Consider the following 26996-nt stretch of genomic DNA (forward strand, 5'->3'; position numbering starts at 1 on the left):
CGAGGGTCTATTTCCCGTTTAGCAGCATATTCTTTTTCTCAGCGCGTATGGAAAGTTGGCTTCAGGGCATATTTACCGTCACCCGTCAGAGCAAGAACGATCAGACCCACAATCCAGAAAGCAGGGAATTCCCAGCCACCATTCGGATTAGTAAAGAAGAAACCGGCTGGGCCGTGGACGGTAAAAATGGCACCCAGTAAAACCGGAATTAACACTACGGCCACTACGCGAGCATAAACACCGAGGATAAGTGCAATGGCACCCACAAATTCTACGGTCATAGTGACATAGGCCAGGCCACCAGGCAGGCCAAGTGAGGCGAAGAATTTTGCTGTCCCGGCGGGTGTGAAAACAAAAAACTTCAGACCGAAATGGGCCAGGAACAGGATACCCAGCGCGATGCGCATGATAAGGGCGGCGTAAGGGGTGGTACGGTTGTCAGTCATGGTTATATCCTCTCAGGTAGTTGATAAGGAGAATGTACCTTCTTTCCGGAGAGAGTATTATCCGCCTCAAAAGGGCATGTTTATTTCCATTTTGGAAATTATTGCCAACCCTTATCCCATTCAGGCTGACCAGCAAACACATTAACCATGAAATCAATCAGGACGCGTGACTTGTGTGCAAGGTATTTGGCGGGTGGGAAAACAGCAAATAACCCCAGCGGCTGCGCCTCATAATGCTCAAGAACGGGTACGAGAAGCCCCTGTTTCAATGCGTCACTGACGATAAAAGAGGGGAGACGGGTGATACCTAACCCGGAGCAGGCCGCCTGGAGGCAGACTTCAGCGTTTGAGAACTTCAGCCTGCCATGGACTGCCTGTAGCAGTTGCTCATTATGTTCATCGCGAAAAGGCCAATGCCAGGGATCGCGAAAATTGGTATCCACAATGCATTCATGCTGTGAGAGTTGTTCCTGATGGAGCAGGGGAGCATGTTGTGACAGATATGCCGGAGAGGCCACCAGCACAATACGAATGTCAGATAACTTGCGGGCGATGAGGGTACTGTCAGTCAGATTACCGATGCGAATTGCAAGGTCAAAACCTTCATCAACGACGTTAACAGGACGATCGGAAAAACTGACATCTAATTCAATATCCGGAAATTTTTCGGCGAAACTGACGAGCGGCTTTGCAAGCTGAACAGACCCAAAGGAAACCGGAGCCGATATTCTCAGTATGCCTGACGGAGAGGCATGTGTATGGCGTATTGTATCGCTTAGTTCATCATAATCGGTCAGGATCTGCCGGACTCGCTCGTAATAGGCTTTACCCACTTCAGTCGAGGTTAGCGAACGAGTACTACGCCTGAAGAGGCTCGTTCCCAGCTCCTTCTCCAGCCGCGATATAAGCTTTGATGCCTGACCATGACTGGTACCTATACGCTGAGCTGCGGCAGTAAAACTACCTGTTTCCATGACTGCGATAAACATACGATCGCATTCCATTCTTTCCATCTTAGTCTCCTGCGATTAAGCCAGAAATCATTTTAAATGATTACTCCTTCATTTTGTTGAGCTTTTAACGAAGAGTGTGCTGGTAATTGATCGCGGCCATGCTGTTTCCAGCGTGGCATCACGTCTTGATATCACTACCCCCAGCCTCTAGGCCTGGATAAAAAAAGTGGGCAATGCTGCCGTAGATCGCAAGCGATTCGTTATAGACCAACTATTTGTTAATTTTTCATAATGAGAGAGGTTAAAATGTATTGTTGTTTTAACTTAAATAATGCATTTTTTAACTAAATTGCTCCTCGTTTTTTTCTGGGTTTTTATTTTAAATGATAATTATAAAAATCCCCTGGGTTTCTTCTTCAAATCCGGTTCTTAAGGTAATAATCAATAGTCAATTTCAATCCCTTATTTATAAGTAATATTTATAAGTGAATTAAATATTAATCATCTAATCAATGCCATCTAATTGTGAAAGAATATCTTTTAATCGAATGAATCCTGGGAACGCATGCTTAATGGGAACGTCAAGTATCGCTTTGTAATCGATAACTCCACCCTGGCAACAGCAGAATGAGAGGAACACAAATGGAAAAGGATCTGAAACAAATTAGGGCTGATGCCCGCATTGAAGAAAATGGATTACCTCGCAGAAAATTCCTGCAGGGTGCAGCGCTGGGCTCAGCGGCTTTGCTGGTAGCTAAATCAGGAATAGTAAATGCCGCTCCGGTGGTAACTAAAGCTGACCTGCCGTTGACACAAAAATGGGACAAAGTGTTCCCCCAAAGCAAAAAGGTTGACCATCAGAAGGTGACGTTCCTCAACCGTTATGGGATCACCCTGGCGGCCGATTTGTACCTGCCGAAAAACCGGGCCGGTCAACGTCTGCCGGCTATTGCTGTCGGAGGCCCGTTTGGTGCTGTCAAAGAACAGTCATCCGGTTTATATGCCCAGACCATGGCCGAACGTGGTTTCATTACCCTGGCTTTTGATCCTTCCTACACCGGTGAGAGTGGTGGTGAGCCGCGAAATGTCGCCTCACCGGACATCAATACGGAAGACTTCAGTGCCGCCATTGACTATATCGGTCTGCATCCTTCGGTCGATCGGGAACGCATTGGCATTATCGGGGTATGTGGCTGGGGCGGAATGGCACTGAATGCAGTTGCTGTTGATAAAAGAGTGAAGGCTGTGGTCGCCAGCACTATGTACGACATGACCCGGGTCATGTCAAAGGGCTATAACGACAGTGTAACCCTCGCGCAGCGTACCCAGACGCTGGAAAATCTGGGCCGTCAGCGCTGGGTGGATGCTGAGAATGGCGAGCCAGCCTACCAGCCACCTTATAACCTATTAAAGGGGGGCGAGCCCCAGTTTATGGTGGACTATCACGATTACTATATGACGCCCCGGGGTTACCATCCGCGGGCTGTTAACTCGGGTAACGCCTGGACAATGACCACCCCTCTTTCCTTTATGAACATGCCAATACTGACCTACATCGCCGAAATTTCTCCCCGGCCGGTGTTGTTCATTCATGGCGAAAAAGCCCATTCACTTTATTTCAGTCAAACTGCTTATGCAGCGGCCGCTGAGCCGAAAGAACTGATGATCATCCCGGGGGCTAACCATACCGACCTGTATGACCGAGTTGATAAGATCCCGTTTGATAAACTGACTGACTTTTTCACCACACACCTCGTCTGAGTGAGACCGAAACGAGGCCTGAATTTTCCATTATGCCTCGTTAAAACACACAACAAACGTACAGCACCTGCAATCATAAGGAATCATGAGCATCGTACCAGGTCCCGGGTGCCGGCCACGTCGATCTCTACGAAGATGGGGCTCCGACGGAGGCTGCCGGCGACATTGCTTATTACGCCCCGTGGGGAAACATGGCGTTTTACCGGGGACAGGGTCCGGATTCGCCGGGCGTCATTAGCATCGGGAAAATCCTCAATGGCTCTGTCGCAGAGCGTCAGCCAGGCTGGATCAATACAACTATCTCACGGGTTGAGTGAACCCGTTCAACAGGAGGAATCAACATGTTTGCAATGGGACTGAATATTTATGGAGGCCCCGAAGTTCTGCGACCCGTAGAGCTTCCAACACCCCATCCTTTACCGGGGCAGGTGCGGGTAAAAGTTCGTGCGGCAGGGATAAATCCCGTCGATATCATGGTTCGTGAAGGTTCTCTGGCTGACTGGTTTGCCGGGGCACAGCTTCCGTATGTCCCCGGTATGGACATAGCCGGTACGATTGATGAAGTCGGTGATGACGTGGAGGTCGCATTGGGACTTACTGCTGGCCTGGCGGTAACGGGCGTGGTCGATAACTTTGGCAGTTACGGGGGATACAGTGAGTATGTGTGTTTACCCGCCGCATCCGTAATTCCGATCCCTGCAGGAGCAACATTCCCGGCCGCAGCCTCTTTTCTGATGAATGCCTTAACAGCCCGCACCGCGCTGGATACGCTGGATTTGCCACCCGGAGCTGTCGTTCTGGTCACTGGTGCTGCAGGGGCCGTGGGCACCAGTACTGTCGCACTTGGGAGTCATGGCAACCTTACCATGCTGGCCGTTGCGTCACCGGCAGACGAGCCTTTCATGCGTTCAGTGGGTGCGAAAAGTGTGATTGCACGTGGCGGTGATTTGGTGGCGAGTATCCTCAGTGTCTGTGCCCATGGTGTGGACGCAGTGGTCGATACAGCCGGTCTGGGAGAGCAGATAATTCCCGCCGTCCGTTCTGGCGGGACAGTGATCACGCTTCGTCCTGGCAATACAGACGGCTTTGAACGTGAAATTAAGGCGGTATTTGTTAATGTCAGGGAGCGCATTACGGACCATGCTGCCCTTTCCCAGCTCGGGAAACTGACTGAAGAGGGGGGGGTATTGCCATTGAGGGTGGCAGCGGTCTATCCGGCTGTAGAAGCAGCGGCCGCGCATCGCCGCGTGGAAGAGGGGAGCCTGCGAGGGCGGATAATTCTTGATTTTACGGTTGCAGGTATCCCAGATAGGCAATGAAGATGATGAACCATCACTCCCGATCCCGCCTTGCCAGGGGATCGGTACTGGCTTTGTCACTCTCGGCGTTTGCTTGGGTGGCATCGGAGTTCATGCCGGTCAGCCTGCGCACGTCGATTGCCGCCGATCTGCATAGCAGTGAAGCATTAATCTGATGTTTAACTCCTGACTCACCTGGGAGTGTTCCTCTATAAAGTAACTTTTGTAATAATTCTATTTATTGAAAATTGAGACGCCGCCAGGTTGCTGGAGGTATATTGTATTTCTTTGAAAATGAACGAGTAAATGCTTGCTGTGAGTCGTAACCATATTTGAGGGAAATGTCCAGCACGCTCTCATTGCTACCGCTGAGGTCAAGAGCTGCTAAAGCTAATCTTTTATCGCGAATATAATGAGCTAAAGTAATATTCATTGTACATTGAAACATGCGTTGAAGGTGCCACTTAGAGTAGCCGGATTTTTTCGCGACCTCCTCAATTTTGAGATTTCCTGTTAGATTGTTATCAATCCATTCAGTTAGCTCAATAATTATCTTTTCATTTCTATTCATTTTTGCACCTATTCATAATTTCAGGAATTATGCCAGCTATTTTATTTCCTGAAGCATCAGGAATAACATCAATAGCAAATGCCCTAACAGTAAAAAGTGAAATGGAGAGTGGAAAATGAAACAATACCCAATACCCAATACCCAATACCCAATACCCAATACCCAATACCCAATACCCAATACCCAATACCCAATACCCAATACCCAGTATCCATGTAAACGTTGTTCATTAATAATGAATTTTATTTGCACCGGTTTCAGAATGGTTTAAGAGTATCACTAAAAGATACATTACATTATAGGATTTTATTCATTACCTTAGTGAATATTACTAATTAATTGAGATTTGATGTGAAAAATTAAAGTATTCTTGTTGTGTCATTTTTTAAATCGACTGCGTAGGTTTTCAATGTCGCGCTTAGGGGATAAGCCAAACAGAGTACCATATTCACGGCTGAAATGTGATGGGCTTTGATACCCGACCATAAAAGCTGCACTTGATGCGTTGAGACCTTCCTCGAACATCAGGCGTCTTGCTTCATTCAGGCGTAACCATTTCTGATATTGTAACGGGGTCATGTCTGTGAGTTCGCGAAAATGCTGATATAAGCTCGACTTACTCATTTGCACATGCCTTGTCAGGGCACCCATATGCAATTCCTGTCGGTAATGTTCTCTTAACCAATCAATCGCTTTGGCAATGCGTCGTTCTTTACTCCCTACCATTGCGATCTGAATCAAATATCGACCTACATCGCTTCGCAAAAGATGATAATGAATTTCATATTCAATTAGCGGGGCCAAAAATTGAATTGATTCAGGCTCTTGCAGTAAATTAATCATCCTCATTAAAGCATACAGTAAATCATATTCCAAAGTGCCAAGACCAATACTGACGAAACTTCCAGCAGGACGAGCACATGGCAATTGAATAAAACCGCGTGCAATGATATCAGCCATGGTGCGCATGTTGAGTTTTAATGTAAGACCAAGGCATGGGGATTCCGCACTTGCCTCAAGTACCTGAGAATTCGCGGGCATAGCCATAGATGTTACCAGGAACTTCGCGGCACTGTAAGGGTATGCTTTGCCTGCTGACAACATCTGCTTCTGCCCCTGGACCGCCACCACTATGCTGGTCTCGACAAAACAGGGGTTAGGCGGTTGAGGTTTATCACGACGGAAAAGTGTCAGGCCAGGTACAAGACTTTCATAGTCCTGTTCTCGTTCAATTAGTCCTTCAATAGTGTGCGCAATCGAGATGCGCGTAGTCTCGAAGTCGCGGAAAAAGACTGGTGCTGGACGATCACCTATTAACATATCACCCCCGATATTCATATATGCAGCGCAGTATAATGATTTGTCATTCGGGAAGTAGTTTAAAATTCAAAACATGGAGTATCAGGCAATAAATTTGGTTTTTTTGTCTATCTGCGGTCACCAGGGCCGGACTATATTGATTTAATCGTCATTTTCACTGGCTGAAAGTAAATGATTTGGTGCAAGTAACATGTCTGATTTTGTGTTTACTGCTGGATAGAAGCGTTTTCTAACATCCGAATCATGAAACACTCAGCTATTTTTTTTGTGCTTATCTATTTCATCAATACTCCAGAGGGAATGTAAATGACTGAAAGTAAAGATATAAGTCGCAGAGACTTCGTGGTTCGCACCGGAGGGGTGTTAGGTGCAGGATTACTCTTAACCAGTCCCTTACGCGCTATTGCTGCTGATTCTGGCAAACACGCAAATATCAAATCCCGGGGTTATGCTGCGTTTGATGCATCAGGTAAGCTTGCACCCTGGTCTTTTGAACGCCGTTCGCCAGGCGATAATGATATTCTCATCGAAACGAAATTTGCCAGTATTTGTCATTCTGATATTCATCAGATGAAGGGGCATTGGGGAAAACAGCAGTATCCTCAGGTTCCGGGACACGAGATAGTAGGTATTGTTGCCGCAGTGGGAAAAAATGTCACTCGTTTCAGGGTCGGCGATCGGGTTGGTGTCGGCTGTATGGTAAATAGTACACTTCATCGTGAACAACTAGACCAGCTGGAAAATACCGAGCAATATAGCCCGCAAACCATTTTCACCTATGGATATCCGGAAACGACTTCCCCCACAGGAATATCGCAAGGTGGTTATTCAACAAATATTGTTGTACGCGATCATTTTGCAGTTCATATTCCTCAAAATATCACCTTTGAGGAAGCTGCACCGCTGCTTTGTGCAGGAATTACTACCTATTCTCCTCTAATGAAGGCGGAAATTCATAAAGGTATGAAGGTTGGTGTTGCCGGTATTGGCGGTCTTGGCCACATGGCTATAAAACTCGCTGTTTCAAAAGGTGCAGAGGTGTATGCTTTCACTACTTCCGCCTCTAAAGAACAAGATATTCTTGCTTTCGGAGCGAAGGAAGCCATTGTCGTTGACTCTCCTGAAAAGTTGGCAAATTATAAAGCAAAACTTGACTATATGATTTCAACTATTCCTTATCAATATGACACTTCCAGTTACATTGCTCTTGTAAGACCTGAGGGTACTTTTACACAAGTTGGTATGCCAGAAGCATTCCAGCTTTCAGTCTCGGCGCTTGCTCTCGCAGCTGCTCGTGTTAATTTCAATGCCTCTCTGATTGGAGGAATGAAAGAAACTCAGGAAGTGGTGAATTATTGCGCTGATAAAAGAATACTCCCAACGATTCAGGTTATCAAAGCGGAAGAAATAAATCAGGCATGGGAGAATGTTGTGAATAAGAAAGCACGCTATCGTTATGTTATAGATGCATCAACTATCTGATATTATGTGAACCTTTATAATGAATTATTGACAACTCATGGGGTTTATTTCTACGAATCCATAGGTTGATCGATCTTAATTTGTAGTGTGTGAAATTATTCTTTTTAATTATGGGGGTATTTTTCATACGATGTGATTGAAAATTAATTGAATATTAATGTGTCATGTTTATAACGACATATTGCTTCAATCTATTCCTGGGGAGGTGATCATGGAAAAATTAGATTTTCTTATAAGCGTATTAAGTTTTTAGCATCTAATATAATCACATTTATTCATCCAAAATATTCATAGTAGCTCGCGGCCCGATTTGGGTTAATTATGGATATTCAGGAACTCATGATTCTTCCACACCCATCAGTCTGGAGAGCAGAAAGTTGGAACGTCGCAAGTTCATAGAGGTTATGGGAAGAGGTTTAGTTACAGGTTCATTGCTCAATATCTCCACTGCAATGGCACAGGTATCTTCCATCGCTAATAAGGAACTTTCCATGAACTCTGTAAATTCAGTTTCTACCGGAAAATCACGCATCTTCATCACGGGGTCTTCCGATGGTCTGGGGTTGGCTGCGGCCACGAGTTTGCTTGAACAGGGACACGATGTCGTGGTTCACGTCCGCACGAAAGCCAGGTTATCAGCTGTTAAGACGCTACTGGATAAAGGGGCCGTGGCGACAATTGGAGATCTCTCCGATACCGCACAAATCCGGGTGCTGGCACAGCAAGTAAACGCGATCGGTAAAATGGATGCAGTTATTCATAATGCCGGGATTATATCGGGTACTGCATTGCTGGTCGTAAATGTCGTGGCTCCATATATGCTGACATCCCTGATTGAGCGCCCGCAACGAATTATTTATCTGAGTAGCAGTATGCACTCGGGAGGAAGTGAAAACCTGAATGGTCTGGACTGGACGGGTCACACAAGCACTGCTTCTTACTCAGATAGCAAACTCTTTGTTACTACACTCGCAATAGCTGTAGCGAGACTCTGGCCTGAGGTTTACAGCAATGCTGTGGATCCGGGCTGGGTTCCTACCAAAATGGGCGGGGCTAATGCTCCTGATGACCTGACACTGGGCCATGTGACGCAGGAATGGCTTGCCACAAGCCATGATCCCGCTGCTCTCACCTCAGGTAATTACTGGTATCACCAGCAGAAAAAGCAGCCAAATCCGGCAGTGAAAAATATCGACTTTCAGAACAATTTATTGGCTCAACTTGCGCACGCAACTGGTATCCAACTGGTATGAATATTTGCAGAGAAAGCCATTCATGAAGAAAACTGGATTGAAAACAATAATGATTTTCGCCGCAGCCATTGCATTGATCGTAGCCGGTGTTTTTATCTATCTGCAACAACCTCAGTTCGGGGCACTTCCAAAAGGAGAGCGGCTGGCACGAATAGAGCGATCACCTAATTATGTGAATGGAACTTTCCGCAACCAGATTAATACGCCCATGCTAACCACAGAACAATCAGAATGGTCCATGTGGATGGAGACGCTTTTTACCGGTCAAGGGCAAACTCGCCCGCCCGGCCCCATTCCTGCAATTAAAACTGATCTCAAATCTCTTGACCTCTCAAGGGATCTTGTTATCTGGCTTGGACATTCCTCTTTTTACGTGCAACTGGCAGGTAAGCGCTTTCTGATCGATCCGGTTTTTAGCCATAACGCGGCCCCGCTGCCTTGGATCAATACAGAATTTAAAGGGTCTGGCCTCTACACGGTCGATGATATCCCCCCTATAGATGTTCTACTAATCAGTCATGACCATTATGACCATCTGGACTACAACAGTATTGTCTCTCTGAAGCCTAAAGTCCGTCAGGTTATCGTGGGCTTAGGCGTAGGTGCGGATTTCGAAGCCTGGGGATATGACATGACCGCAGTTCATGAGGCTGACTGGAAAGAGGCCATAACCATTGCCCCGGGATTGCAGGTTCATGTTATGCCTGCACGTCACTTCTCAGGACGCACTTTTATAAGGAATAAGACGTTATGGGTGAGTTTTGCTCTTATCTCTCCCCAGAGACGGCTTTTCTTTAGCGGAGACACTGGCTACGGGCCACATTTTGCTGAAATTGGTCGCCAGTTTGGCCCATTTGACCTGGTTGCGCTCGACATGGGGCAGTACGATCCCCGCTGGGCGAATGTTCACATGAATCCGGAACAGGCAGCCCAGGCAGCTGAAGAACTCCGAACGCACGCTCTGCTTCCTCAGCACGTAGGCCGATTTTCCCTTGCACCGCATGACTGGAATGATCCTTTCAAACGTATTCTCGCTGCCAGCCAGAAGCATCACTATGCCCTCTGGACCCCGCAGCCTGGCCAGCCTGTTTATCTTGATGCGCAGGAGCAAAAATTTTCACACTGGTGGGAATCTATTCCTGTGAACGCACCAGCAGCACAACCAGGCAACGAGAATGGATAAATCTGTTCGCCGACTGATGCAGAGGCTTGTTGGCATTCATCCATCTGAATTCAGCGCAGTGATATGGTCGCTGTTATATGTCGTCTCTCTGTTCCTGGCTTATTACGTATTACGTCCCCTGCGGGATGAGTCTGGGGTGGCAGGGGGTGTTGATAATCTCCCGTGGTTGTTCACGGGAACACTCATCGTGATGCTAATAGCCAGCCCGTTGTTCGCCCTGGCAGTGCGTAATCTGACACGCGGGCAATTTATCGCGCTGTCGTACCGTTTTTTCGCTATGAATCTGGTTGTTTTTGCATTGTTAATGCAATTTTCCCCCCCGGACTGGCAGGTTTGGGTTGGACGGGGGTTTTTTATCTGGGTATCGGTTTTTAACCTGTTTGTGGTTTCCGTCTTTTGGTCATTTATCGTTGATATCTTTACTGGCGAACAGGGAAAGAAATTTTTTGGCTTGATTGCTGCTGGCGCAACTATCGGGGGAATGCTCGGTTCCGCACTGACTTCCGGGATGATCGAAGCAATCGGTCGTTCCTGGCTCATCTGTATCTCAATTGTATTACTTGAACTCGCCGTGTTGGCTTCTCGCCGATTATGTGTGATTGCGGAAATGTTAAAACATCCTGGGCGAGAATCTGAACAGGGAAAGCCTTTAGGAGGAGGGATCATGGCAGGGATGATCCATACCTTCCGCTCGCCATATCTTGCCGGACTGGCGATATTTATCCTTTTATATTCAGTTACATCGACGTTTATCTACTATCAGCAAGCTGGTATCGCACAACAGGATTTCCCTGATCGGGCGGCCAGAACAGCATTCTTTGCCAACATTGACCTCTGGGTCAATTCAGTCACGTTGTTCATTCAGGTTTTCGTCACCGGTCGGTTCATTAGCAAGCTGGGTGTTATGGCGACACTCGCTATCCTGCCCCTTGTGAGTATTGCAGGTTTCGCTGCATTGGCTCTATACCCAGGTACAACTGTTCTTGTCGCTGTTCAGGTTGCCCGCAGAGCGGCGAATTTCGCGCTTGCACGCCCTGCACGAGAGATACTTTTTACCTCATGCGAACGAGAAGATAGGTACAAGTCAAAAAACTTTATAGACACCGTTATCTATAGGGGTGGCGATCAGGTCGCCAGCTGGAGCTACATCGGCCTGATGGGGTTTGGGCTTGGTCTGCCTCAATTGGCAGTGATTGCGGTTCCAATCTCAATTGTCTGGTTCGCTTTAAGTATCTGGCTGGGCCGGGCACATCAGAAGGGAGAGGTAAGCGCAAAGAGCGCAGAAGTTTCTTATGATTAGAAGGAAACACTTATGAAGCTCAGTCGCCGGTCATTAATAAAAAGTCTTGGTGTCATGTCTGTTCTGCCAGGATTTTTATCGCGTCAGGCTCAGGCATCATCACCATTGCGCATCGGTGTGATTGGTGCAGGCTGGTTAGGAAGTACCGTGGGAAGACTCTGGGTGGGGGCGGGGCATGCCGTGATGTTTTCTTCCCGACATCCCGAAGATTTGGCCCCTATGGCCCGGGAAATCGGTTCGCTTGCTTCTACTGGCTCACCCGCTGAAGCCGCCACATTTGGCACTGTTTTGTTGCTGGCGGTGCCATTCGATGCGGTACCCCAGGTTGGTCAGCAGTTGAAGAGTGCTTATCGGGGGAAAATCGTATTGGATGCCACCAATCCATGGGGGGGAAGCGATAGCGAGATCTATCGTGAAGCTCGGGAGTCAGGCGTTGCTCAAGCGGTCGAAAAGTATTTTTCGGGAGCGCGTTTAGTACGGGCTTTTAGTGCTGTTGATGCCACGGTCGTGGCCTCTTCCGCAAGAGGAACCGGGGAAAGGATTGGTATGCCAATTGCCAGCGATGATGCCAGAGCGATCAAGTTAGCTGCCCAACTGGTTCGTGATGCCGGCTGCGATCCTGTGATTACCGGTAATCTGGCATCGGCAGCTAGTTTCCAGCCGGGAGGGCCCGGTTTTCGCGCGCATCTTACCGCACATGAGTTGCGTCGTCGTTTGGGTTTGTCTGACATAAGTTAAGCCCCGAATCTGGCTTGGTTTCACAGGTTCAATTGCAGTTAATACCATCTGAACAGAAGCAGGAATTATTATGATCAAAGATAAAGTCATTATCATCACCGGAGCCTCTTCCGGTATCGGTGAATCTACGGCCAGACTTCTCGCCAGCAAGGGGGCGAAAGTGGTGTTAGGCGCAAGACGTGAAGATAAACTCAAGCAACTTGCTGAAGATATTAAACAGCACGGTGGCGAGGCTGTTTATAAGGTGCTGGATGTGACCAGCCAGTCTGAGAACGACGCTATTGTCAAACTTGCTTTGGACACCTTTGGTCGTTTAGATGTCATTTTCCTCAACGCGGGTCTGATGCCAGTATCACCTCTCTCCGCTTTGAAGACCGATGACTGGCATCAAATGGTTGATGTCAATGTTAAGGGCGTTTTAAATGGCGTGGCTGCGGTGTTGCCAACATTTCTGTCCCAGAAATCAGGCCATGTTATTGCCACGTCTTCGGTAGCTGGGCTTAAAGCTTATCCCGGTGGCGCTGTGTATGGTGGCACGAAATGGTTTGTACGCGATTTTATGGAAGTTTTGCGTATGGAATCGGCGATGGAAGGAACGAATATTCGTACTGCCACCATCTATCCGGCGGCAATTAACACCGAACTCCTGACGACCATCAAAGACAAAGATGCTCTCGAACAAATGCAGGGGATCTATGACACTTATGGCATATCTCCAGACCGTATCGCGAATGTTGTTGCTTTCGCAATAGAGCAACCAGAAGACACCACGATCAACGAATTCACTATTGGGCCAGCTAATCAACCCTGGTAATACAATTCGATTTTGGGTCAGAACAGAAGTATTTTCCGATGTTCTGACCCTTAAAACGCGGAGGCTATTTTACCCGCCCCCGATTACTTAGCGCGGTTAAGTTTTGAGTCAGGGCATCGCCAGTGTCGCCATATCGATAACGAAGCGATAGCGTACATCGGCGTTCTCCATGCGTTTGAAAGCTTCATTAATATCCTGAATAGCAATGATCTCACATTCTGGCAGAATGCCTTTTTCGGCACAGAAATCGAGCATCTCCTGAGTTTGTGCAATCCCCCCCCACCGGACTACCGGTGATATGCCGGCGGCCAAAAACTAACGGCGAGCTGTCAAACCCTTCCATCGCGCCAATCTGACCCACCATAACCAAGGTGGCATTAAGATCGAGCAGGGGAAGATAAACAGAAAGGTCGTGTTTGACGGGAATGGTATCAATGATAACGTCAAAGCTATTTTGCGCGGCGCCCATCGCTTCTTCGTCAGTAGACAATAGCACCGCATCGGCACCAAGTGCGCGCGCATCTTCTGCTTTATCAGGGCTGCGGCTGATCATGGTTACGGTTGCATCCATTCCGTGAGCAAGTTTAACGCCCATGTGACCCAGGCCGCCGAGACCAATAATACCGACTCGTGTCCCAGGCCCAACGTTCAGGGAACGAAGCGGGGTGTAACAGGTAATGCCAGCGCATAACAGGGGAGCTGCCCGGCTAATGTCGAGACTTGACGGAACTTTTAGTACGAAGCTGTCACGCACGACAATATGCCGGGAGTAGCCTCCATAAGTGATTGCGCCGGTCTGGCGGTCATGCCCGTTGTAAGTGACGGTGACTCCCTGGCGGCAGAGTGTTTCTTCATGCGCATGACATTGATCACACTCGCCACAGCTATCTACCAGGCAACCAACTGCAACCATGTCTCCGATTTTATAGCGGGAGACAGCACTACCGACCGCGCTGACTTTGCCGACGATTTCATGTCCTGGTACGCAAGGATAGAGTGTAGGAGCCCATGCCCAGTCACTGCGCGTCTGATGCAGGTCTGAATGACATACACCGCAATAGAGAATATCAATGGCAACATCGTCTTCGCGCAGATCGCGGCGCTCAAACGAAAAAGGAGACAGGGCACTCTGGGCGTCCTGTGCAGCATATCCAATGGTACGCATAGGTTTCACCTTATGTTGATGAGCGATAGTTTGCTGGACTGGACGTCTTCGGAAAGGCGTAACGGTTGCTTTTCACCACAATTAACAGGGAAATAGCAATGGTAAATAGCGAAACCAGCGTAAGGTTTAAAACGTTATAATGGCTAATTACCAGACCACCGACAGCACCTCCACCGAAAATGCCCAGATTATAGACTGTGGTTAGCATAGCCGTTGCCAGTTCAGCATTGCTTCCAGCTACTCGTCCTGTTGCAGACTGAAACACGGTTGGCATGGCACCGAACGACGCTCCCCACAAGAACAATGCTGGTGAAGCCAGTAGCAGATGCGGCTGGCTCCACAATGTCATCATCATAAGAGCGGTACATATCAGTGCGGCTAAGGTCAGTATTCTCAGTCGCTTATCAATGTAGCGTCCGGCAATGATGACGCCGCTCAGTGCACCAAAGCCAAAAAGTAGCAGTCCGCCAGTTGTGCTTCCTGGCAGGCGTAAAGACTCAGCGAGAGGAGCCATATAGGTGTAAAGGTTATAGTGCGCAAGGATGGTGAAAAATGCGGTAATCAGGATCGGTAGCAGGCCCTGGGTGCGAATAACCCTGTAGACGGAATCTCTGGATTTTTTGTTTTCACCGGGTCTCGATGGAACGGTTGCAAGCACCCATAAAACGATGAAAAATGCCAAAATTGACAGAAGAGCAAAGCAGTAACGCCAACCCAGCAGAACACCCAGTAGGGTACCCACTGGCAAACCTGCGACCATTGCAATTGTGCTGCCTGCGAGGGTAATCGCTACGGCACGCCCCATTTTACTGGGTGCAACAAGGCTTATGGCATATCCACAAATTACGGGCCATGCAACACCGGCAGCAAGGCCAGCCAATACACGGGAGGCTGCGGTTAAAGCATAAGATGTTGAAAAGGCCGTAACCATATTGGCCACGGCGAAAGTTAGCACCAAAATGACATATAATGGCCTGCGAGGAAAAGTACGAGTAACAGCAACGACAGGGTTGCGGCTACTGCTGAAGACAGGGCATACAACGAAACTAATTGACCGATACCGGCGCGTGAATGTCCCAGACTATCTGCCATCGCAGGCATAAGTGCTGCTGGCATAGTTTCAGTTAATATAATTAAAAATGCCGTCGTCGATAGCGCAAGCAGTTTATAGAGTGGGAAACTTGCTGTGTATTCAGATTTGGACATATTGGTGATATAGACTCCTGATATTACAACCAGTCCAACAGAGTAGTGCGTGATAATCTGGTAGTTGATTGGATAGGCTTTTGTATTCTCGTCATCAGAACGTTAACTTTAGCTAAAATAACGTAATAAAGGTTCCGGCATTAATTAGTTTTCCTACTATCCCCTTTAAGTGATCATGCAGGGCGGGAAGAAAAAATATTTCATTACGGTCGTAGTGACTGTATCCATAAGCATTAATCGTTACTCTGTATCGCTGATGAAAAAGACCAAACGTCATGCAGAGTAAGAGACAAGCGATTCCAGAGGCACATGTAACGCTTCATTAGCGGCAAACATTTCTAGCAGATAATCCACAGTCACTCTTACGCGAGGAGCGATCAGGGCTCGGTGTGGATATTGGAGCACCATTTCATAGTTTCCTGGGTGATGCTGTTCATGCATAACAACTTTAAGCTTACCCGATAATAAATGCTCCCATGCGAGATGTACGGCAGCCTGAGCCACACCAATACCATCCAGGGCTGCTCCAACAATTGCTTCAGGTGCAGAGAGTGTCAGAACAGCGCTTTCAGCAGGCATCATAGTCGTTATGCTGCCATCGGAAGACATGAAGTTCCACGGATCGACGACTCCCCCCAGAAAACGACGCGCAATAAAATTATGATGCTCCAGCTCTGGAAGAGTTCGGGGCACGCCATACCGGGAAAGGTACTCAGTTGAGGCAACGAGCACCGAGTTGAGACGACATATAGGGCGTGAAATCAGTGCGGAATCGTGAATACGTCCTCCTCGTAATGCGAGGTCATAACCGTCACGAACAAGATCTACCATGCGGTCATCAAAGTCGACAGCTACGGAGAGACCTTTATGACGGGAAAGAAGTCCGGGAATCAGTGGCATGAGTTGCCCTTGCCCGATTGCCACGCTCGTGGAAATCCGCACCCGACCCTGTGGTTCTGAGCGTTGCGCCGTGACCTTATCAATCGCTGCATCCAGGGCGTTCAATGCCATTCTCGCGTCATGCAAAAAAGCGGCTCCTTCTTCGGTCAACTTGAGTGTTCGCGTGGTCCGATTGAACAGACGCACACCGAGCGTTTTTTCCAGACTGGCGACATTTTTACTGACTGCTGCCGAGGTAATCCCCTGTATTCGGCCTGCGGCTGCAAAACTTCCAGCATCCGCTGCGTTAATAAAGGAATTAATTGTTCGAACCTGATTCGATGAATCCATACGCTCCTCCAGAACATTCCCACGTTTTCATGCTGCACACAGCCAGTGCTGATTATCAACTTAAAGTTGATATTTGTTCAACTAACCATCTACTTCCAGTTGAGTTTATATCAGGGCAGAATTGCTGAACTATTCATCATTCAGGAACAGAAACATGATTGTTTCAATTGTCTACGATAGCGGTTATGGCCATACCAAAAAACAAGCAGAAGCAGTCGCTGAGGGTGTGAGCAGCGTTGCAAACACTGAAGCACGATTGATCGCCGTGGCTGACGGCCCAGTTGACTGGGATAATCTTGCCAGCAGCGATGCGATCATTTTTGGTTCTCCGACCTATAACGGAACGGTCAGCGCCCGATTTAAGCAATTCATGGAAGATTCGACCAGAACCGCATGGGTACCGCAGACATGGCGTAATAAGTTTGCCGCTGGTTTTACGAATTCTGGTTCACAGCATGGCGATAAGCTTAACTCGCTAATTACGTTGTCCCTGTTTGCCGCTCAACACGGCATGGTGTGGGCAGGGCTGGATCTTTTCCCCGGTAAAAGTGATGAAGAACTTAACCGTGTTGGCAGCTGGCTGGGTGCCATGGCCTTTTCAAAGGACGAATCCCCGGAACTTTCACCGATTAAGAGCGACCTGGATACAGCCAGGTATTTAGGTAAACGAGTTGCAGAACTTACTCAGCAGTTTGTCGCAGGAAAGCGCTGAGAACATCCGGAAGGTTTTAATATGAAAATTCTTGGTTATGCTGCTCACTCCGCGGATCAGGACCTGGTTCCCTTCTCTTTTGAACGGCGTGAACCGCGGCAGGATGATATTGTTCTGGATGTTCTCTATTGTGGTGTCTGTCATACCGATCTTCATATTGCACGAAATCACGGTGGGTATACGCGCTATCCAGTTGTGCCTGGGCATGAAATTATCGGGAAAGTAGTAAAGGTTGGTGACGCCGTTACCCGGTTTAAACCAGGCGATACTATTGGTGTCGGTTGTATGATTGATTCCTGCCAGCATTGCAATCCATGTCGTCAGGGGTTTGAACAGCATTGTGTTGAAGGTGCGACCTTCACCTATAACAGCACTGACAGACATGATCATAATCCCACTTTTGGTGGTTATTCAAAACAGATGGTTGTGCAGGAGAAGTTTGTACTTCGCATTCCTGAAGGATTAGATCCGGCTGGCGCTGCACCGCTATTGTGTGCAGGAATAACCACCTGGGAACCGCTTCAGCAATGGAAGATTAGCCGCGGTAGCCGTGTTGCTGTTGTCGGGCTGGGTGGGCTTGGTCATATGGCTCTGAAGCTTGCTAAAGCACTCGGTGCTGAAGTTACGCTTTTTACCCGGTCACCTGGCAAGGAAAATGATGCCCGCCAACTTGGTGCTGATCATGTGGTGCTTTCGACAGATCCTCAGCAGATGACGTCTGTAGCGGGAAGCTTCGATTTAATCATTGATACCGTTCCCTATGAACATGATGTCAATCCGTACCTGCCAACGCTCAATTTTAATGGCACTCTGGTACTTGTTGGGTATATGGGGCCGCTTAATGAACCGGTTTCTGCAGGATCATTGGTATTTGGACGCAAATCAATTGCAGGTTCATTCATTGGTGGTCTCGCATCAACGCAGGCAATGCTGAATTTCTGTGGCGAACATGGTGTGACTTCAGATGTTGAAGTCATTCAAATCCAACAGATCAATGAGGCATATGAACGCATGCTCAAAGGGGATGTCAAATATCGGTTTGTCATCGATATGTCATCGCTTTAGATCGCCAATGTAAACGTAATTACGCATTTTTGATTACTCGAGTAGAAATTAAGGAGTAAAGATGTCTAAGGCTGAAAATATTTCCCTTGTGCGTCGTCTCTACGAGTCCGGTGCTGCCCCGGAAATCATTAAAGAGCTGTTCTCATCGGACATCGTCTGGGATATCGCACCCGGATTCCCGAAAGGCGGTATCTATTATGGGCACGACAGTACGATGAAGGATTTTTTTGGACAATTCATGCCATTGTTTGCATCCTGGAGCACAGAACCACGGGAATACTATGGCGATGAGGACAATCATGTATTTGTCTTAGGCGAATATCACGGTGTTGGTAAAGATGGAAGAAAAGCAGATGTGCGCTTTTCCCACCTTTGGACTGTACGGGATGGAAAACTCATCGCTCTGAAACAATGTGCGGATAGTTATCCTGCTCAACAACTGTTGACTAACTGACAGCACTTGACCAGATGGACTTGAGAAGAGTTCCTCTGGTTTTACCGATACTTTAGCAATTGCATCGGTCCAGGTTTGTATTATCTTCACTGCCTTGTTTTTATCCCCCCCTCCTGGATAATAAACATATTCTTCTTTAACCTTTCTGGTAATAATTTCAGCTGGAAAAACATTCATTGAAGTAGCTCAATTGATTAATTACATCAGCTTCCTGTAAGGTAAAATCTTCCGCGATCCCTTAACCATTCGCTTGAAGTCAGTGAATTAAGTCATTTTAAATGAAGCTATAAGCAGGGTTTAAAGTTTTTCCCGAGGAAAAGATATGATAAAGCGCAACCTGAACGACCTGGTTTCTTTTATCGCCGTTGCGCGTGAGGGCAGTTTTACCCGAGCTGCAGCAATGCTGGGCGTGACTCAGTCTGCTTTAAGCCAGTCTGTAACGGCGTTAGAGGCCAGATTAAAGATTCGTCTTCTGACCCGAACCACGAGGAGTGTCGCACCAACGGCTGCTGGTGAAAAACTACTGCAGTCAATCGGGCCACATATTGATGAGATAGAGATGGAACTGGAGAACCTGACAGAGCTGCGCGAAAAACCTGCCGGTACGGTGCGCATTACCTGTGGTGATCACGTTCTGCGCACGACGCTATTGCCAAAACTCTCCCCACTTATGCACCAATACCCCGATATTAATATTGAATTCAATGTCAATTATGGTTTTACCGATATCGTGGCCGATCGATTTGATGCTGGGGTAAGACTCGGGGACACCATTGACAAAGATATGGTCGCAGTGCCAATTGGTCCTGCTCTACGTATGGCTGTGGTTGCGTCACCCAAATATTTTGCAGACAACCCTCTTCCTCAAAATCCCCGAGAGCTGACTCATCATAGATGTATAAATCTGCGCATGGTGAGTGCTGGTGGACTTTATATCTGGGAATTTGAACATGACGATAAGCAGGTCAATGTACGTGTTGATGGTCAGGTTATTTTTAATACATCGGTGCATGTAGTGGATGCCGCGCTCGCGGGCCATGGTATTGCCTGGCTACCTGAAGAAGAGTTTTCGCCTTATCTGGAAGAAGGAAAACTGACGCGCGTACTTGAAGACTGGTGTCCATCATTTTCGGGTTATTATCTTTATTATCCCAGCCGTCGTCAGCCTTCTACCGCTTTCTCAATGGTAGTAGATGCTCTGCGGTACAGTGCGCCCTCGATAAATTTAAAGTAAGCGGATTACTCTCCATATTTGTATAACGTATTCTTTACCAATGGAATGGGTGGCTATTTGTCACCCGATTTCCCATTCTTATGTCGAACAATATCCGCCATGACTGATAATGCTATCTCAGCAGGGGTTTTACTGGCTATTTGTAAACCTATCGGTGCATGAATTCGCTGCAAATCAACATCAGTTAATTCTGCAATACCGCGCAAACGTTCGCGACGACGCAGGCTATTTTTTATCGACCCCATCGCTCCAATGTAGAATGCAGGTGTGTGGACTGCTTCCATCATGGTTAAATCATCCATCCGCGGATCGTGTGTCAAAGAAACAATCGCTGTATTAGCATGACAGCTATATTTCTCAAGATAACTGGCTGGAAATTGCTCAATGATTTTGACCTCACTCACCAGGCTTGTGGAAAAATTCGCTAATGCGTCCGGTCGGTTTTCACAGACCAGCGTCTCAAATCCCAGCGAAACGGCATAGTTGGCACAAAAAATGGCGACCACCGACAACCCGGCAATAATCAACCTGGGGGCAGCTGCCAATGTCAGATGTACCTGGCGATCATCATAATGCGCAATGGTGCTACTGGAATACTCGCAAGGTTGAAGGTAGGTGCAGGAACCGGGTAACTGAATAATCTTTTTTAGCGTCAAAGCGCCGCTGATTGCTTCTTTCATGTGCATAAGGTAAGCAATGCTTATTTCACCTTTGGGAAGCCTCTCAACGAGAATATCTAATACACCACCACATGGAAGTGCGCGGTCAGGTGTTAAGCCCCCATCACCATAACGAATGACTTGTGAAGCAAGACTGAATTCTGAACGTAGCATTCGCGCCAGAAAATCCTCTTCCACACACCCCCCTGATAATGATCCGCACAATTTTCCATCATGTCGGATGACCATCATGGTTCCAGGTGGGCGAGGTGAGGAACCAAAAGTGCTCAATACAGTACAGAGCCAGATCTCTTGGTTTTCTGCCCAGTTCAATGCTTCATTTAATACCTGAATATCGAGATTTTGCACAAAGTTTTTCCTGGGAAGAGGGTTAGCAAAACTATGATTTATATCCTGAAATATCGTTTGCGATGACATTTTAAATACTAATGTGAATCATTCTCTTTAAATCAGTTGCATCACTAATTGCTCATCTATGATGGCATTTCCTGCGTAAACACATTAATTAAAATAGCTAATAGCCAATATTAGCCATTCTGACTTCTAAGCCACCTGATTAATAGTTATAGTCATTGTTACATATGAAAATATGAATTCGAGAAAGTCTCTACATCCCTGCAAACTTTTGCTAATTCTCCTGAAACTACTCATGTCTATCACGACGTAGGTGAAAACCTTTTTTAAGAGGAATTTATGACGATTCCAACGTCAATTTCTGCCCACACCCGAAGTCAAATGTGGAACGCTGTCGGTTCAATGACGCTTTGTGTTGCCATGCTGATTGCTTCGGAATTTATGCCAGTCAGTTTACTGACCCCAATCGCGAATGACCTTCATGCCACCCAGGGTATGGCAGGACAGGCCATTTCCGTGTCAGGATTTTTTGCGGTCCTGACCAGCCTGCTGATCGCGCCATTCTCGGGGCGATTTGACCGTCGCCACATTCTGCTGGCAATGACCTTATTAATGCTAAGCTCATTAGTATTGATTGCACTGGCACCCAATTTCACCCTGCTTATGATTGCCCGTGCATTTCTGGGAATGGCAATTGGTGGATTCTGGTCACTTTCTACCGCCACGGTGTTGCAGCTGGTACCGGAAAATCTTGTTCCGCGAGCATTGGGGATGATTTATATGGGAAATTCGCTGGCTACTGCGTTTGCGGCCCCCATCGGTGCCTGGCTGGGCGGTGTGCTCGGCTGGCGTGAGGTGTTCTGGGGTTTAGTTCCTTTAGTGATCCTGAATCTGATCTGGCAGTTATTCAGCCTGCCAGCCATGCCGCCCAAAAAAGCGATTCCGGTGTCACGTGTATTTGGTTTGCTTAAGCGACGTAATGTGGGCTTTGGCATGCTGGCGGTGATGTTCAGTTTTGCAGGTGCATTTACCACTTTTACTTATCTTCGCCCTTTTCTGGAAACCAAAACCGGTGCTGGTCCTGAGCAGCTTTCATTGCTGTTGCTGGGATTAGGTGCCGCAGGATTTATCGGCACCTGGGGGGCGGGCCGCTTACTGGAGAAAGAACATCTCTATGGCATGTTGCGCTGGCTGCCTGTCGTCATGGCTGCTGCGACACTTGGCATGCTGGTGATGGACACGTCCATTGCAGGAGTCGCCTGCATGATGGTGCTGTGGGGAGCGGTAAATGCGGCAGTGCCGGTTTGCTGGTCAACCTGGCTGGCTAAAGTCATGAGTGATGAGCCGGAAAGCGGTGGCGGATTAATGGTTGCCTGTATTCAGCTATCGATCATGCTCGGCGGGGCTTTTGGTGGTGTACTTCTGGATCGTATTTCTGTCGTTGCTTCCTTTACCGGCGGCATCATTCTGCTGGTGATTTCCTCACTGGTGATTGGCCGTGGAAGCCGGGTTTCTCACGCTTCTGCTTTGTAACTATCGGTCCTGACCCTGAGCAGCAGGAATGTCTTCTGATGCAGCGAAGATTTTAAAAATAACAACCTGACTTTTACTGGAGCAATATGGAACTTCTCATCAATAATCAGACCGTTCAGGTCGATGCTGAGGCTGATACCCCCTTGCTATGGGTAATCAGAGATGACCTCGGTATGACCGGAACCAAATATGGTTGCGGACTTTCGCAATGTGGTGCCTGTCCCGTGATGGTGGACGGGCAGTTAGTTCGTTCCTGTGTCACTCCGATTGATAAGCTCGCAGGTAAGCGCATCACGACGATTGAAGCCATTGAAGCTGATGATGTCGGTAAACGGGTGGTTGCTGCCTGGGTCAAACATCAGGTTCCACAGTGCGGTTATTGCCAGTCTGGGCAGGTTATCGCGGCAACGGCACTGTTGAAGCAGGTTGCCCACCCAACAGACGCTGAAATTGCCGCTGCAATGGTTAACCTCTGCCGCTGTGGCACCTATAACGCGATAAGCGCGGCGATTCATGAGATTGCAGGTGAGGGAGGCGATGTATGAAACGACTCCCTGAGTTTCTCTCCCTGAAACTGAGCCAGATGAAAGAGGGGCAGGCTGCCAATCTCTCACGTCGTCGCTTTTTGCTGGCCTCGGCCGGGACAGTTGCGGGTGCTTTTGTCCTTGGCTTCGGTTTACCCGTTGGCGAGGCACGGGCGCAGGGAACAGCTGCGCCGACTCCCCCAGGAACACGCGTGCCTGCTTTTCTTGAAATTCGTCCGGATAACAGCATCCGTTTTCTCTGCCCATTTGTTGAAGGTGGGCAGGGCATTTTTACCGGTATGGCGCAAATTGTCGGTGAGGAGCTGGACGCCGATCCATCAACCTTCATCGTGGAGAATGCCCCGGCTGGTGCTGACTACAAGGTTATGGACATTGGTATCCGCATTACCGGCGGCAGTATGTCCGTGCGAATGAGTTACAACACCATGCGCCGACTGGGAGCGCTGGCCCGTCAGATGCTGCTCCAGGCAGCCGCAGATGAATTGAATGTCCCTGTGGCATCGTTGATCACTGAACCTGGCAAAGTTATTGATACGGCTTCGGGCCGAACTCTGTCCTATGGTCAGCTTGCGGGCCGGGCAATGAATATGGCGGTGCCCGACCCTGCCACGGTTAAACTTAAGGACCCCAGTCAATTTCGCTGGATTGGCAAACCGGTGCCTCGCCTGGATATGCATAGCAAAGCCACAGGGCGGGCTATCTACAGTATCGATTGTAAAGTTGATGGTATGTTACATGCAGCCGTGCAACATGCACCGCGTATAGGTTTAATGCCGGGTGATATCCGCAATGAGGCTCAGGTAGCAGTGATGAAGGGCGTTCATTCGGTTCACCGTTTACCTGGTGCGGTTGCCGTAGTTGCTGAACGCTGGTGGCACGCAAAACGTGCTGCAGAGGCGTTGCAGGTAGCCTGGATTGAACCCGCAGAGAATGAACGTGACCGTTATATGCCAGCAGATTTCTCTTCAGATAAATTTGCCGAACAACTGGCTAATGAGCCTGGTCGCGGGGATGAGGCTGAGGCTAAGGGCGATGTGAGCGATGCACTGGCCAAAGCGCACACCAAAATCGAAGCGACTTACCACTCGCAGTACCTGAATCATGCCCAGCTGGAGCCGCCGTCTACACTCGCTCGTTTTAATGGCGATGGTTCCCTTGAGCTATGGATGCCAAATCAGGCACCTGAGATGTTTCAGGCTGATGCAGCAAAACGCACCGGCCTCCCTCCGGAAAAGATCTTCATTCATTCTCCATTGCTGGGCGGTTTTTTTGGCAGACACTTTGTTTATGACACGGCCATGGTATATCCCCAGGCGATACAGTTAGCTAAGGCGGTAGGGCGGCCTGTTAAGGTTATCTGGAGTCGTGAGGAGGAATTTTTACGTGACACGCGCCGCCCGATGGCCGCCGTGCGTTTTCATGCCGGGCTGGACGCAGCAGGTTATCCGGTCGCACTTGACGTTGTCAGCATTACCGAAGGACCCACAGAAGGGATCGCGGGGAAACGTGGAGAAAAACTGGACGAGACAGCCGTAGAAGGTCTCACCAACAAGGCCTATGCGATCCCAAACCGTCGTATTGCGCAAATCTATAAAAAGGGACCGGTATTGCTTGGCTACTGGCGTTCAGTCGGTAATTCCATGAATGATTTCCTCTATGAAAGTTTCCTTGATGAAATCGCACAGGCTGGCGGCAAGGATCCCTTCGAATTACGTTTGCATTTATTGCAGGGCAATAAAAGGCTGACAAACCTGCTACATGCGGTGGTGGATCTCTCGGGAGGGTGGAAACCCGGACCTTTCACAGCGCCTGACGGGTCCCTGCGAGCGCGTGGCATTGCGATGGCCTCTCCTTTTGGAACTGAAGCGGCAGCAGTTGCCGAGGTATCTATCGTCAATGGCAAGGTCAGGGTTCATGACGTATGGGAAGCGATTGATCCTGGAAGTATCGTCAATCCGGCAATTATTGAGGCGCAGGTGAACAGTGCTGTGGCGCTGGGATTATCCCAGGTTCTGCTGGAAGAAAGTGTCTTTGAGCAGGGTAAACCGGTGGCTCGTAACTATGACCTGTACCCCATTTTACCCCCCTCGGCGATGGCAAAAGTCCATGTAAAAATTGTTGAAAGTGGGGAAAAGATGGGCGGTATTGGTGAACCGCCGCTTCCGGCTGTTCCTCCGGCAGTCGCCAACGCCGTGTTCAGGCTCACCGGCAAACGCGTGCGTAGCATGCCGTTATCCCGTTACGACTTTACCTGATCCTGTTCAGACACGGAGGAATGACAATATGACAAAACGCAGGATTGGTATTGCACTGATCATTTTACTGATCGTTATCATTGCCGTTGCAGCCTGGGCGTTGCGGACACCTTCTTCGCCTTTTGCTTCCAGTGATCAGGTTGATACATCAACGGCTGAGCTGCTTAAACAGGGTGAATATGTTGCCCGCCTGAGTGACTGTGTGGCCTGTCACAGTATACCGGAAGGCGCGCCTTTCGCGGGTGGGCTGAAAATGGCTACTCCGGTAGGGAATATCTACACCACCAACATTACCCCGGACAATGCGACAGGTATCGGTACCTACAGCCTCGCAGATTTCGATCGTGCTGTGCGGAAAGGGGTAGCGAAGGACGGGCATCGGTTATATCCCGCTATGCCATATCCTTCATACGTGAAACTCAGTGATGAGGATATTCGCGCACTTTATGCCTGGTTCAAACATGATGTAAAACCGGTGAGTCAGGAAAATAAACCCAGTGAAATACCCTGGCCATTGAATATGCGCTGGCCGCTGGCATTCTGGAATACCGCGTTTACCCCAACTGACTCATGGCAGCCAAAAGTGGGCCAGGATGAGCAATGGAATCGTGGCGCATATCTGGTCGAAGGTCCGGGACATTGTGGCAGTTGCCATACCCCCCGCACACTGGCTTTCAACGAAAAAGGCCTGGATGATTCCAGTGAACATTTCCTGGCGGGGGCATCTCTGGATGGCTGGTATGCACCGAGTCTGCGAGGTGACGTTAACACGGGCATGTCACGCTGGAGTGAAGAGGATGTCTTTACCTTCCTGAAAGCCGGGCGTAATCAACATGGTGTTGTTTTCGGATCAATGGCGGATGTTTTCAATAACTCAACGCAATATATGAGCGATGATGATCTGAAAGCGATTGCGCATTACCTGAAATCACTACCGGCTGGCAGCAATAACCAATCACAGGCATGGCAATATGATGGTTCAACCATGAGCAAGTTGACCCTGTCAGAAAGATTAAAAACGCCTGGTGCCCAAACATTTATGGCGCGTTGTAGTAGCTGTCATGGTGCTGATGGCCGGGGGCAGGCCCCGTGGATACCGCCGCTGGCAGGAGCGACCTCTATGCTTGTGGATGATTCGTCGTCAATAAATGTGACCCTCAATGGTTCCGCCAGGGTTGTAGCTGATGGGATGCCAGACGCCTATCGTATGCCGCCATTCCGTAAACAGCTGTCTGATAAGGAAATTGCTGATGTGCTCAGTTTTATTCGCTCATCCTGGGGTAATACCGGTACGCCGGTCAAACAGGAAACGGTGACTGAACTACGGGAACGCACCGATCCTGCAAGTAGTAACGTCATTATTCTGCAAATGAGATAGTACGATAAACAGCCCATCTTTTCAGATGGGCTGTTTATCAAAACTCAGGTGAAAGTACCTTGTCGT

At 48.4% G+C, this 26996-nt stretch carries 23 protein-coding genes and 3 pseudogenes; 18 read left to right on the plus strand and 8 right to left on the minus strand.

Annotation, left to right across the window (positions count from 1 at the left end):
• Window positions 1-38 precede the first annotated feature (38 nt).
• Both CUN67_RS25685 and CUN67_RS25690 read right to left on the minus strand, forming a co-directional pair.
• A complete protein-coding gene (locus tag CUN67_RS25685) occupies window positions 39-446 on the minus strand; it encodes a DoxX family protein (RefSeq protein WP_208718296.1) in 408 nt (135 codons plus the stop codon).
• A 98-nt stretch (window positions 447-544) separates the two neighbouring features.
• Entirely contained in the window at window positions 545-1459 is a 915-nt protein-coding gene (locus CUN67_RS25690) for a LysR family transcriptional regulator (protein ID WP_208718297.1), read from the minus strand.
• A gap of 582 nt (window positions 1460-2041) precedes the next feature.
• Between CUN67_RS25690 and CUN67_RS25695 the strand changes: the two genes are divergently transcribed.
• From CUN67_RS25695 to CUN67_RS25710, 4 genes and pseudogenes are all read left to right on the plus strand, one after another.
• Window positions 2042-3160: an alpha/beta hydrolase gene (locus tag CUN67_RS25695; protein ID WP_208718298.1), complete on the plus strand. Its 1119-nt coding sequence runs from the start codon at window positions 2042-2044 to the stop codon at window positions 3158-3160.
• Window positions 3161-3318: 158 nt separating this feature from the next.
• Window positions 3319-3477: pseudogene (locus CUN67_RS25700) on the plus strand (cyclophilin-like fold protein); the annotation flags it as partial.
• 111 nt (window positions 3478-3588) lie between these two features.
• Entirely contained in the window at window positions 3589-4479 is an 891-nt protein-coding gene (locus tag CUN67_RS25705) for an NADP-dependent oxidoreductase (RefSeq protein WP_254711486.1), read from the plus strand.
• 5 nt (window positions 4480-4484) lie between these two features.
• Window positions 4485-4622, plus strand: a pseudogene (locus CUN67_RS25710) (MFS transporter); the annotation flags it as partial.
• A gap of 74 nt (window positions 4623-4696) precedes the next feature.
• On the opposite strand, the gene CUN67_RS25715 reads toward CUN67_RS25710, so the two are convergent.
• On the minus strand, window positions 4697-5029 hold the full coding sequence (locus tag CUN67_RS25715; RefSeq protein WP_208718300.1) for a helix-turn-helix domain-containing protein: 333 nt from the start codon (window positions 5027-5029) through the stop codon (window positions 4697-4699).
• Window positions 5030-5407: 378 nt separating this feature from the next.
• Window positions 5408-6349, minus strand: a complete 942-nt coding sequence (locus CUN67_RS25720) for an AraC family transcriptional regulator (protein ID WP_208718301.1) — start codon at window positions 6347-6349, stop codon at window positions 5408-5410.
• Between the two features lie 306 nt (window positions 6350-6655).
• On the opposite strand from CUN67_RS25720, the gene CUN67_RS25725 reads away from it, so the two are divergent.
• The 6 genes from CUN67_RS25725 (at window position 6656) to CUN67_RS25750 (ending at window position 13119) form a co-directional block, all read left to right on the plus strand.
• Window positions 6656-7831, plus strand: a complete 1176-nt coding sequence (locus tag CUN67_RS25725) for an NAD(P)-dependent alcohol dehydrogenase (RefSeq protein ID WP_208718302.1) — start codon at window positions 6656-6658, stop codon at window positions 7829-7831.
• Window positions 7832-8208: 377 nt separating this feature from the next.
• Window positions 8209-9084 carry an SDR family NAD(P)-dependent oxidoreductase gene (locus CUN67_RS25730; RefSeq protein WP_254711487.1) on the plus strand — a complete coding sequence of 292 codons (876 nt, stop codon included), beginning with the start codon at window positions 8209-8211 and terminating at the stop codon, window positions 9082-9084.
• Window positions 9085-9106: 22 nt separating this feature from the next.
• On the plus strand, window positions 9107-10267 hold the full coding sequence (locus CUN67_RS25735) for an MBL fold metallo-hydrolase (RefSeq protein ID WP_208718303.1): 1161 nt from the start codon (window positions 9107-9109) through the stop codon (window positions 10265-10267).
• Window positions 10260-11567 (plus strand): NTP/NDP exchange transporter, encoded by a 1308-nt coding sequence (locus CUN67_RS25740; protein ID WP_208718304.1) that lies wholly within the window; start codon window positions 10260-10262, stop codon window positions 11565-11567. The genes CUN67_RS25735 and CUN67_RS25740 overlap by 8 nt, the downstream gene beginning before the upstream one ends.
• Window positions 11568-11579: 12 nt before the next feature.
• Window positions 11580-12305, plus strand: coding sequence for an NADPH-dependent F420 reductase (locus CUN67_RS25745; RefSeq protein WP_208718305.1), 726 nt, complete (start codon window positions 11580-11582; stop codon window positions 12303-12305).
• 70 nt (window positions 12306-12375) lie between these two features.
• Entirely contained in the window at window positions 12376-13119 is a 744-nt protein-coding gene (locus CUN67_RS25750; protein ID WP_208718306.1) for an SDR family oxidoreductase, read from the plus strand.
• A 108-nt stretch (window positions 13120-13227) separates the two neighbouring features.
• Here CUN67_RS25750 and CUN67_RS25755 read toward each other — a convergent pair.
• From CUN67_RS25755 to CUN67_RS25770, 3 genes and pseudogenes are all read right to left on the minus strand, one after another.
• Window positions 13228-14284: pseudogene (locus CUN67_RS25755) on the minus strand (NAD(P)-dependent alcohol dehydrogenase).
• 10 nt (window positions 14285-14294) lie between these two features.
• The gene (locus CUN67_RS25760; protein WP_302882928.1) at window positions 14295-15335 is read right to left on the minus strand and encodes an MFS transporter; all 1041 of its coding nucleotides are present in this window, start codon (window positions 15333-15335) and stop codon (window positions 14295-14297) included.
• Window positions 15336-15763: 428 nt separating this feature from the next.
• Window positions 15764-16720, minus strand: coding sequence for a LysR substrate-binding domain-containing protein (locus tag CUN67_RS25770; protein WP_208718309.1), 957 nt, complete (start codon window positions 16718-16720; stop codon window positions 15764-15766).
• Between the two features lie 154 nt (window positions 16721-16874).
• Here CUN67_RS25770 and CUN67_RS25775 point away from each other — a divergent pair, with 154 nt between their 5' ends.
• From CUN67_RS25775 to CUN67_RS25790, 4 genes are all read left to right on the plus strand, one after another.
• Window positions 16875-17432 (plus strand): flavodoxin family protein, encoded by a 558-nt coding sequence (locus CUN67_RS25775; protein WP_208718310.1) that lies wholly within the window; start codon window positions 16875-16877, stop codon window positions 17430-17432.
• 21 nt (window positions 17433-17453) lie between these two features.
• Window positions 17454-18497, plus strand: a complete 1044-nt coding sequence (locus tag CUN67_RS25780) for an NAD(P)-dependent alcohol dehydrogenase (RefSeq protein WP_208718311.1) — start codon at window positions 17454-17456, stop codon at window positions 18495-18497.
• 61 nt (window positions 18498-18558) lie between these two features.
• Entirely contained in the window at window positions 18559-18951 is a 393-nt protein-coding gene (locus CUN67_RS25785) for a nuclear transport factor 2 family protein (RefSeq protein ID WP_208718312.1), read from the plus strand.
• Between the two features lie 322 nt (window positions 18952-19273).
• Complete coding sequence (locus CUN67_RS25790) at window positions 19274-20185, plus strand: LysR family transcriptional regulator (protein WP_208718313.1); 912 nt, start codon at window positions 19274-19276, stop codon at window positions 20183-20185.
• A 53-nt stretch (window positions 20186-20238) separates the two neighbouring features.
• On the opposite strand, the gene CUN67_RS25795 is transcribed toward CUN67_RS25790, so the two are convergent.
• A complete protein-coding gene (locus tag CUN67_RS25795) occupies window positions 20239-21213 on the minus strand; it encodes an XdhC family protein (RefSeq protein ID WP_208718314.1) in 975 nt (324 codons plus the stop codon).
• Window positions 21214-21558: 345 nt separating this feature from the next.
• Here CUN67_RS25795 and CUN67_RS25800 point away from each other — a divergent pair, with 345 nt between their 5' ends.
• From CUN67_RS25800 to CUN67_RS25815, 4 genes are all read left to right on the plus strand, one after another.
• On the plus strand, window positions 21559-22752 hold the full coding sequence (locus tag CUN67_RS25800; RefSeq protein WP_254711488.1) for an MFS transporter: 1194 nt from the start codon (window positions 21559-21561) through the stop codon (window positions 22750-22752).
• Window positions 22753-22838: 86 nt separating this feature from the next.
• Window positions 22839-23297 carry a (2Fe-2S)-binding protein gene (locus CUN67_RS25805; RefSeq protein ID WP_208718315.1) on the plus strand — a complete coding sequence of 153 codons (459 nt, stop codon included), beginning with the start codon at window positions 22839-22841 and terminating at the stop codon, window positions 23295-23297.
• Window positions 23294-25552: a xanthine dehydrogenase family protein molybdopterin-binding subunit gene (locus CUN67_RS25810; protein ID WP_208718316.1), complete on the plus strand. Its 2259-nt coding sequence runs from the start codon at window positions 23294-23296 to the stop codon at window positions 25550-25552. The genes CUN67_RS25805 and CUN67_RS25810 overlap by 4 nt, the downstream gene beginning before the upstream one ends.
• A 28-nt stretch (window positions 25553-25580) precedes the next feature.
• Window positions 25581-26930 carry a c-type cytochrome gene (locus CUN67_RS25815; protein ID WP_208718317.1) on the plus strand — a complete coding sequence of 450 codons (1350 nt, stop codon included), beginning with the start codon at window positions 25581-25583 and terminating at the stop codon, window positions 26928-26930.
• Window positions 26931-26996: the final 66 nt, after the last annotated feature.

The sequence above is a fragment of the Pantoea cypripedii genome (assembly GCF_011395035.1).
GTDB classification, from domain to species: domain Bacteria; phylum Pseudomonadota; class Gammaproteobacteria; order Enterobacterales; family Enterobacteriaceae; genus Pantoea; species Pantoea cypripedii_A.

Bases quoted from the DNA above. Each gene is read 5' to 3' on its own strand.
- CUN67_RS25725 (WP_208718302.1), top strand. From the start codon at position 6,656: ATGACTGAAAGTAAAGATATAAGTCGCAGAGACTTCGTGGTTCGCACC.
- CUN67_RS25790 (WP_208718313.1), top strand. From the start codon at position 19,274: ATGATAAAGCGCAACCTGAACGACCTGGTTTCTTTTATCGCCGTTGCG.
- CUN67_RS25815 (WP_208718317.1), top strand. From the start codon at position 25,581: ATGACAAAACGCAGGATTGGTATTGCACTGATCATTTTACTGATCGTT.
- CUN67_RS25800 (WP_254711488.1), top strand. From the start codon at position 21,559: ATGACGATTCCAACGTCAATTTCTGCCCACACCCGAAGTCAAATGTGG.
- CUN67_RS25715 (WP_208718300.1), bottom strand. From the start codon at position 5,029: ATGAATAGAAATGAAAAGATAATTATTGAGCTAACTGAATGGATTGAT.
- CUN67_RS25750 (WP_208718306.1), top strand. From the start codon at position 12,376: ATGATCAAAGATAAAGTCATTATCATCACCGGAGCCTCTTCCGGTATC.
- CUN67_RS25775 (WP_208718310.1), top strand. From the start codon at position 16,875: ATGATTGTTTCAATTGTCTACGATAGCGGTTATGGCCATACCAAAAAA.
- CUN67_RS25805 (WP_208718315.1), top strand. From the start codon at position 22,839: ATGGAACTTCTCATCAATAATCAGACCGTTCAGGTCGATGCTGAGGCT.
- CUN67_RS25740 (WP_208718304.1), top strand. From the start codon at position 10,260: ATGGATAAATCTGTTCGCCGACTGATGCAGAGGCTTGTTGGCATTCAT.
- CUN67_RS25735 (WP_208718303.1), top strand. From the start codon at position 9,107: ATGAAGAAAACTGGATTGAAAACAATAATGATTTTCGCCGCAGCCATT.
- CUN67_RS25745 (WP_208718305.1), top strand. From the start codon at position 11,580: ATGAAGCTCAGTCGCCGGTCATTAATAAAAAGTCTTGGTGTCATGTCT.
- CUN67_RS25720 (WP_208718301.1), bottom strand. From the start codon at position 6,349: ATGTTAATAGGTGATCGTCCAGCACCAGTCTTTTTCCGCGACTTCGAG.
- CUN67_RS25810 (WP_208718316.1), top strand. From the start codon at position 23,294: ATGAAACGACTCCCTGAGTTTCTCTCCCTGAAACTGAGCCAGATGAAA.
- CUN67_RS25690 (WP_208718297.1), bottom strand. From the start codon at position 1,459: ATGGAAAGAATGGAATGCGATCGTATGTTTATCGCAGTCATGGAAACA.
- CUN67_RS25785 (WP_208718312.1), top strand. From the start codon at position 18,559: ATGTCTAAGGCTGAAAATATTTCCCTTGTGCGTCGTCTCTACGAGTCC.
- CUN67_RS25685 (WP_208718296.1), bottom strand. From the start codon at position 446: ATGACTGACAACCGTACCACCCCTTACGCCGCCCTTATCATGCGCATC.
- CUN67_RS25770 (WP_208718309.1), bottom strand. From the start codon at position 16,720: ATGGATTCATCGAATCAGGTTCGAACAATTAATTCCTTTATTAACGCA.
- CUN67_RS25695 (WP_208718298.1), top strand. From the start codon at position 2,042: ATGGAAAAGGATCTGAAACAAATTAGGGCTGATGCCCGCATTGAAGAA.
- CUN67_RS25780 (WP_208718311.1), top strand. From the start codon at position 17,454: ATGAAAATTCTTGGTTATGCTGCTCACTCCGCGGATCAGGACCTGGTT.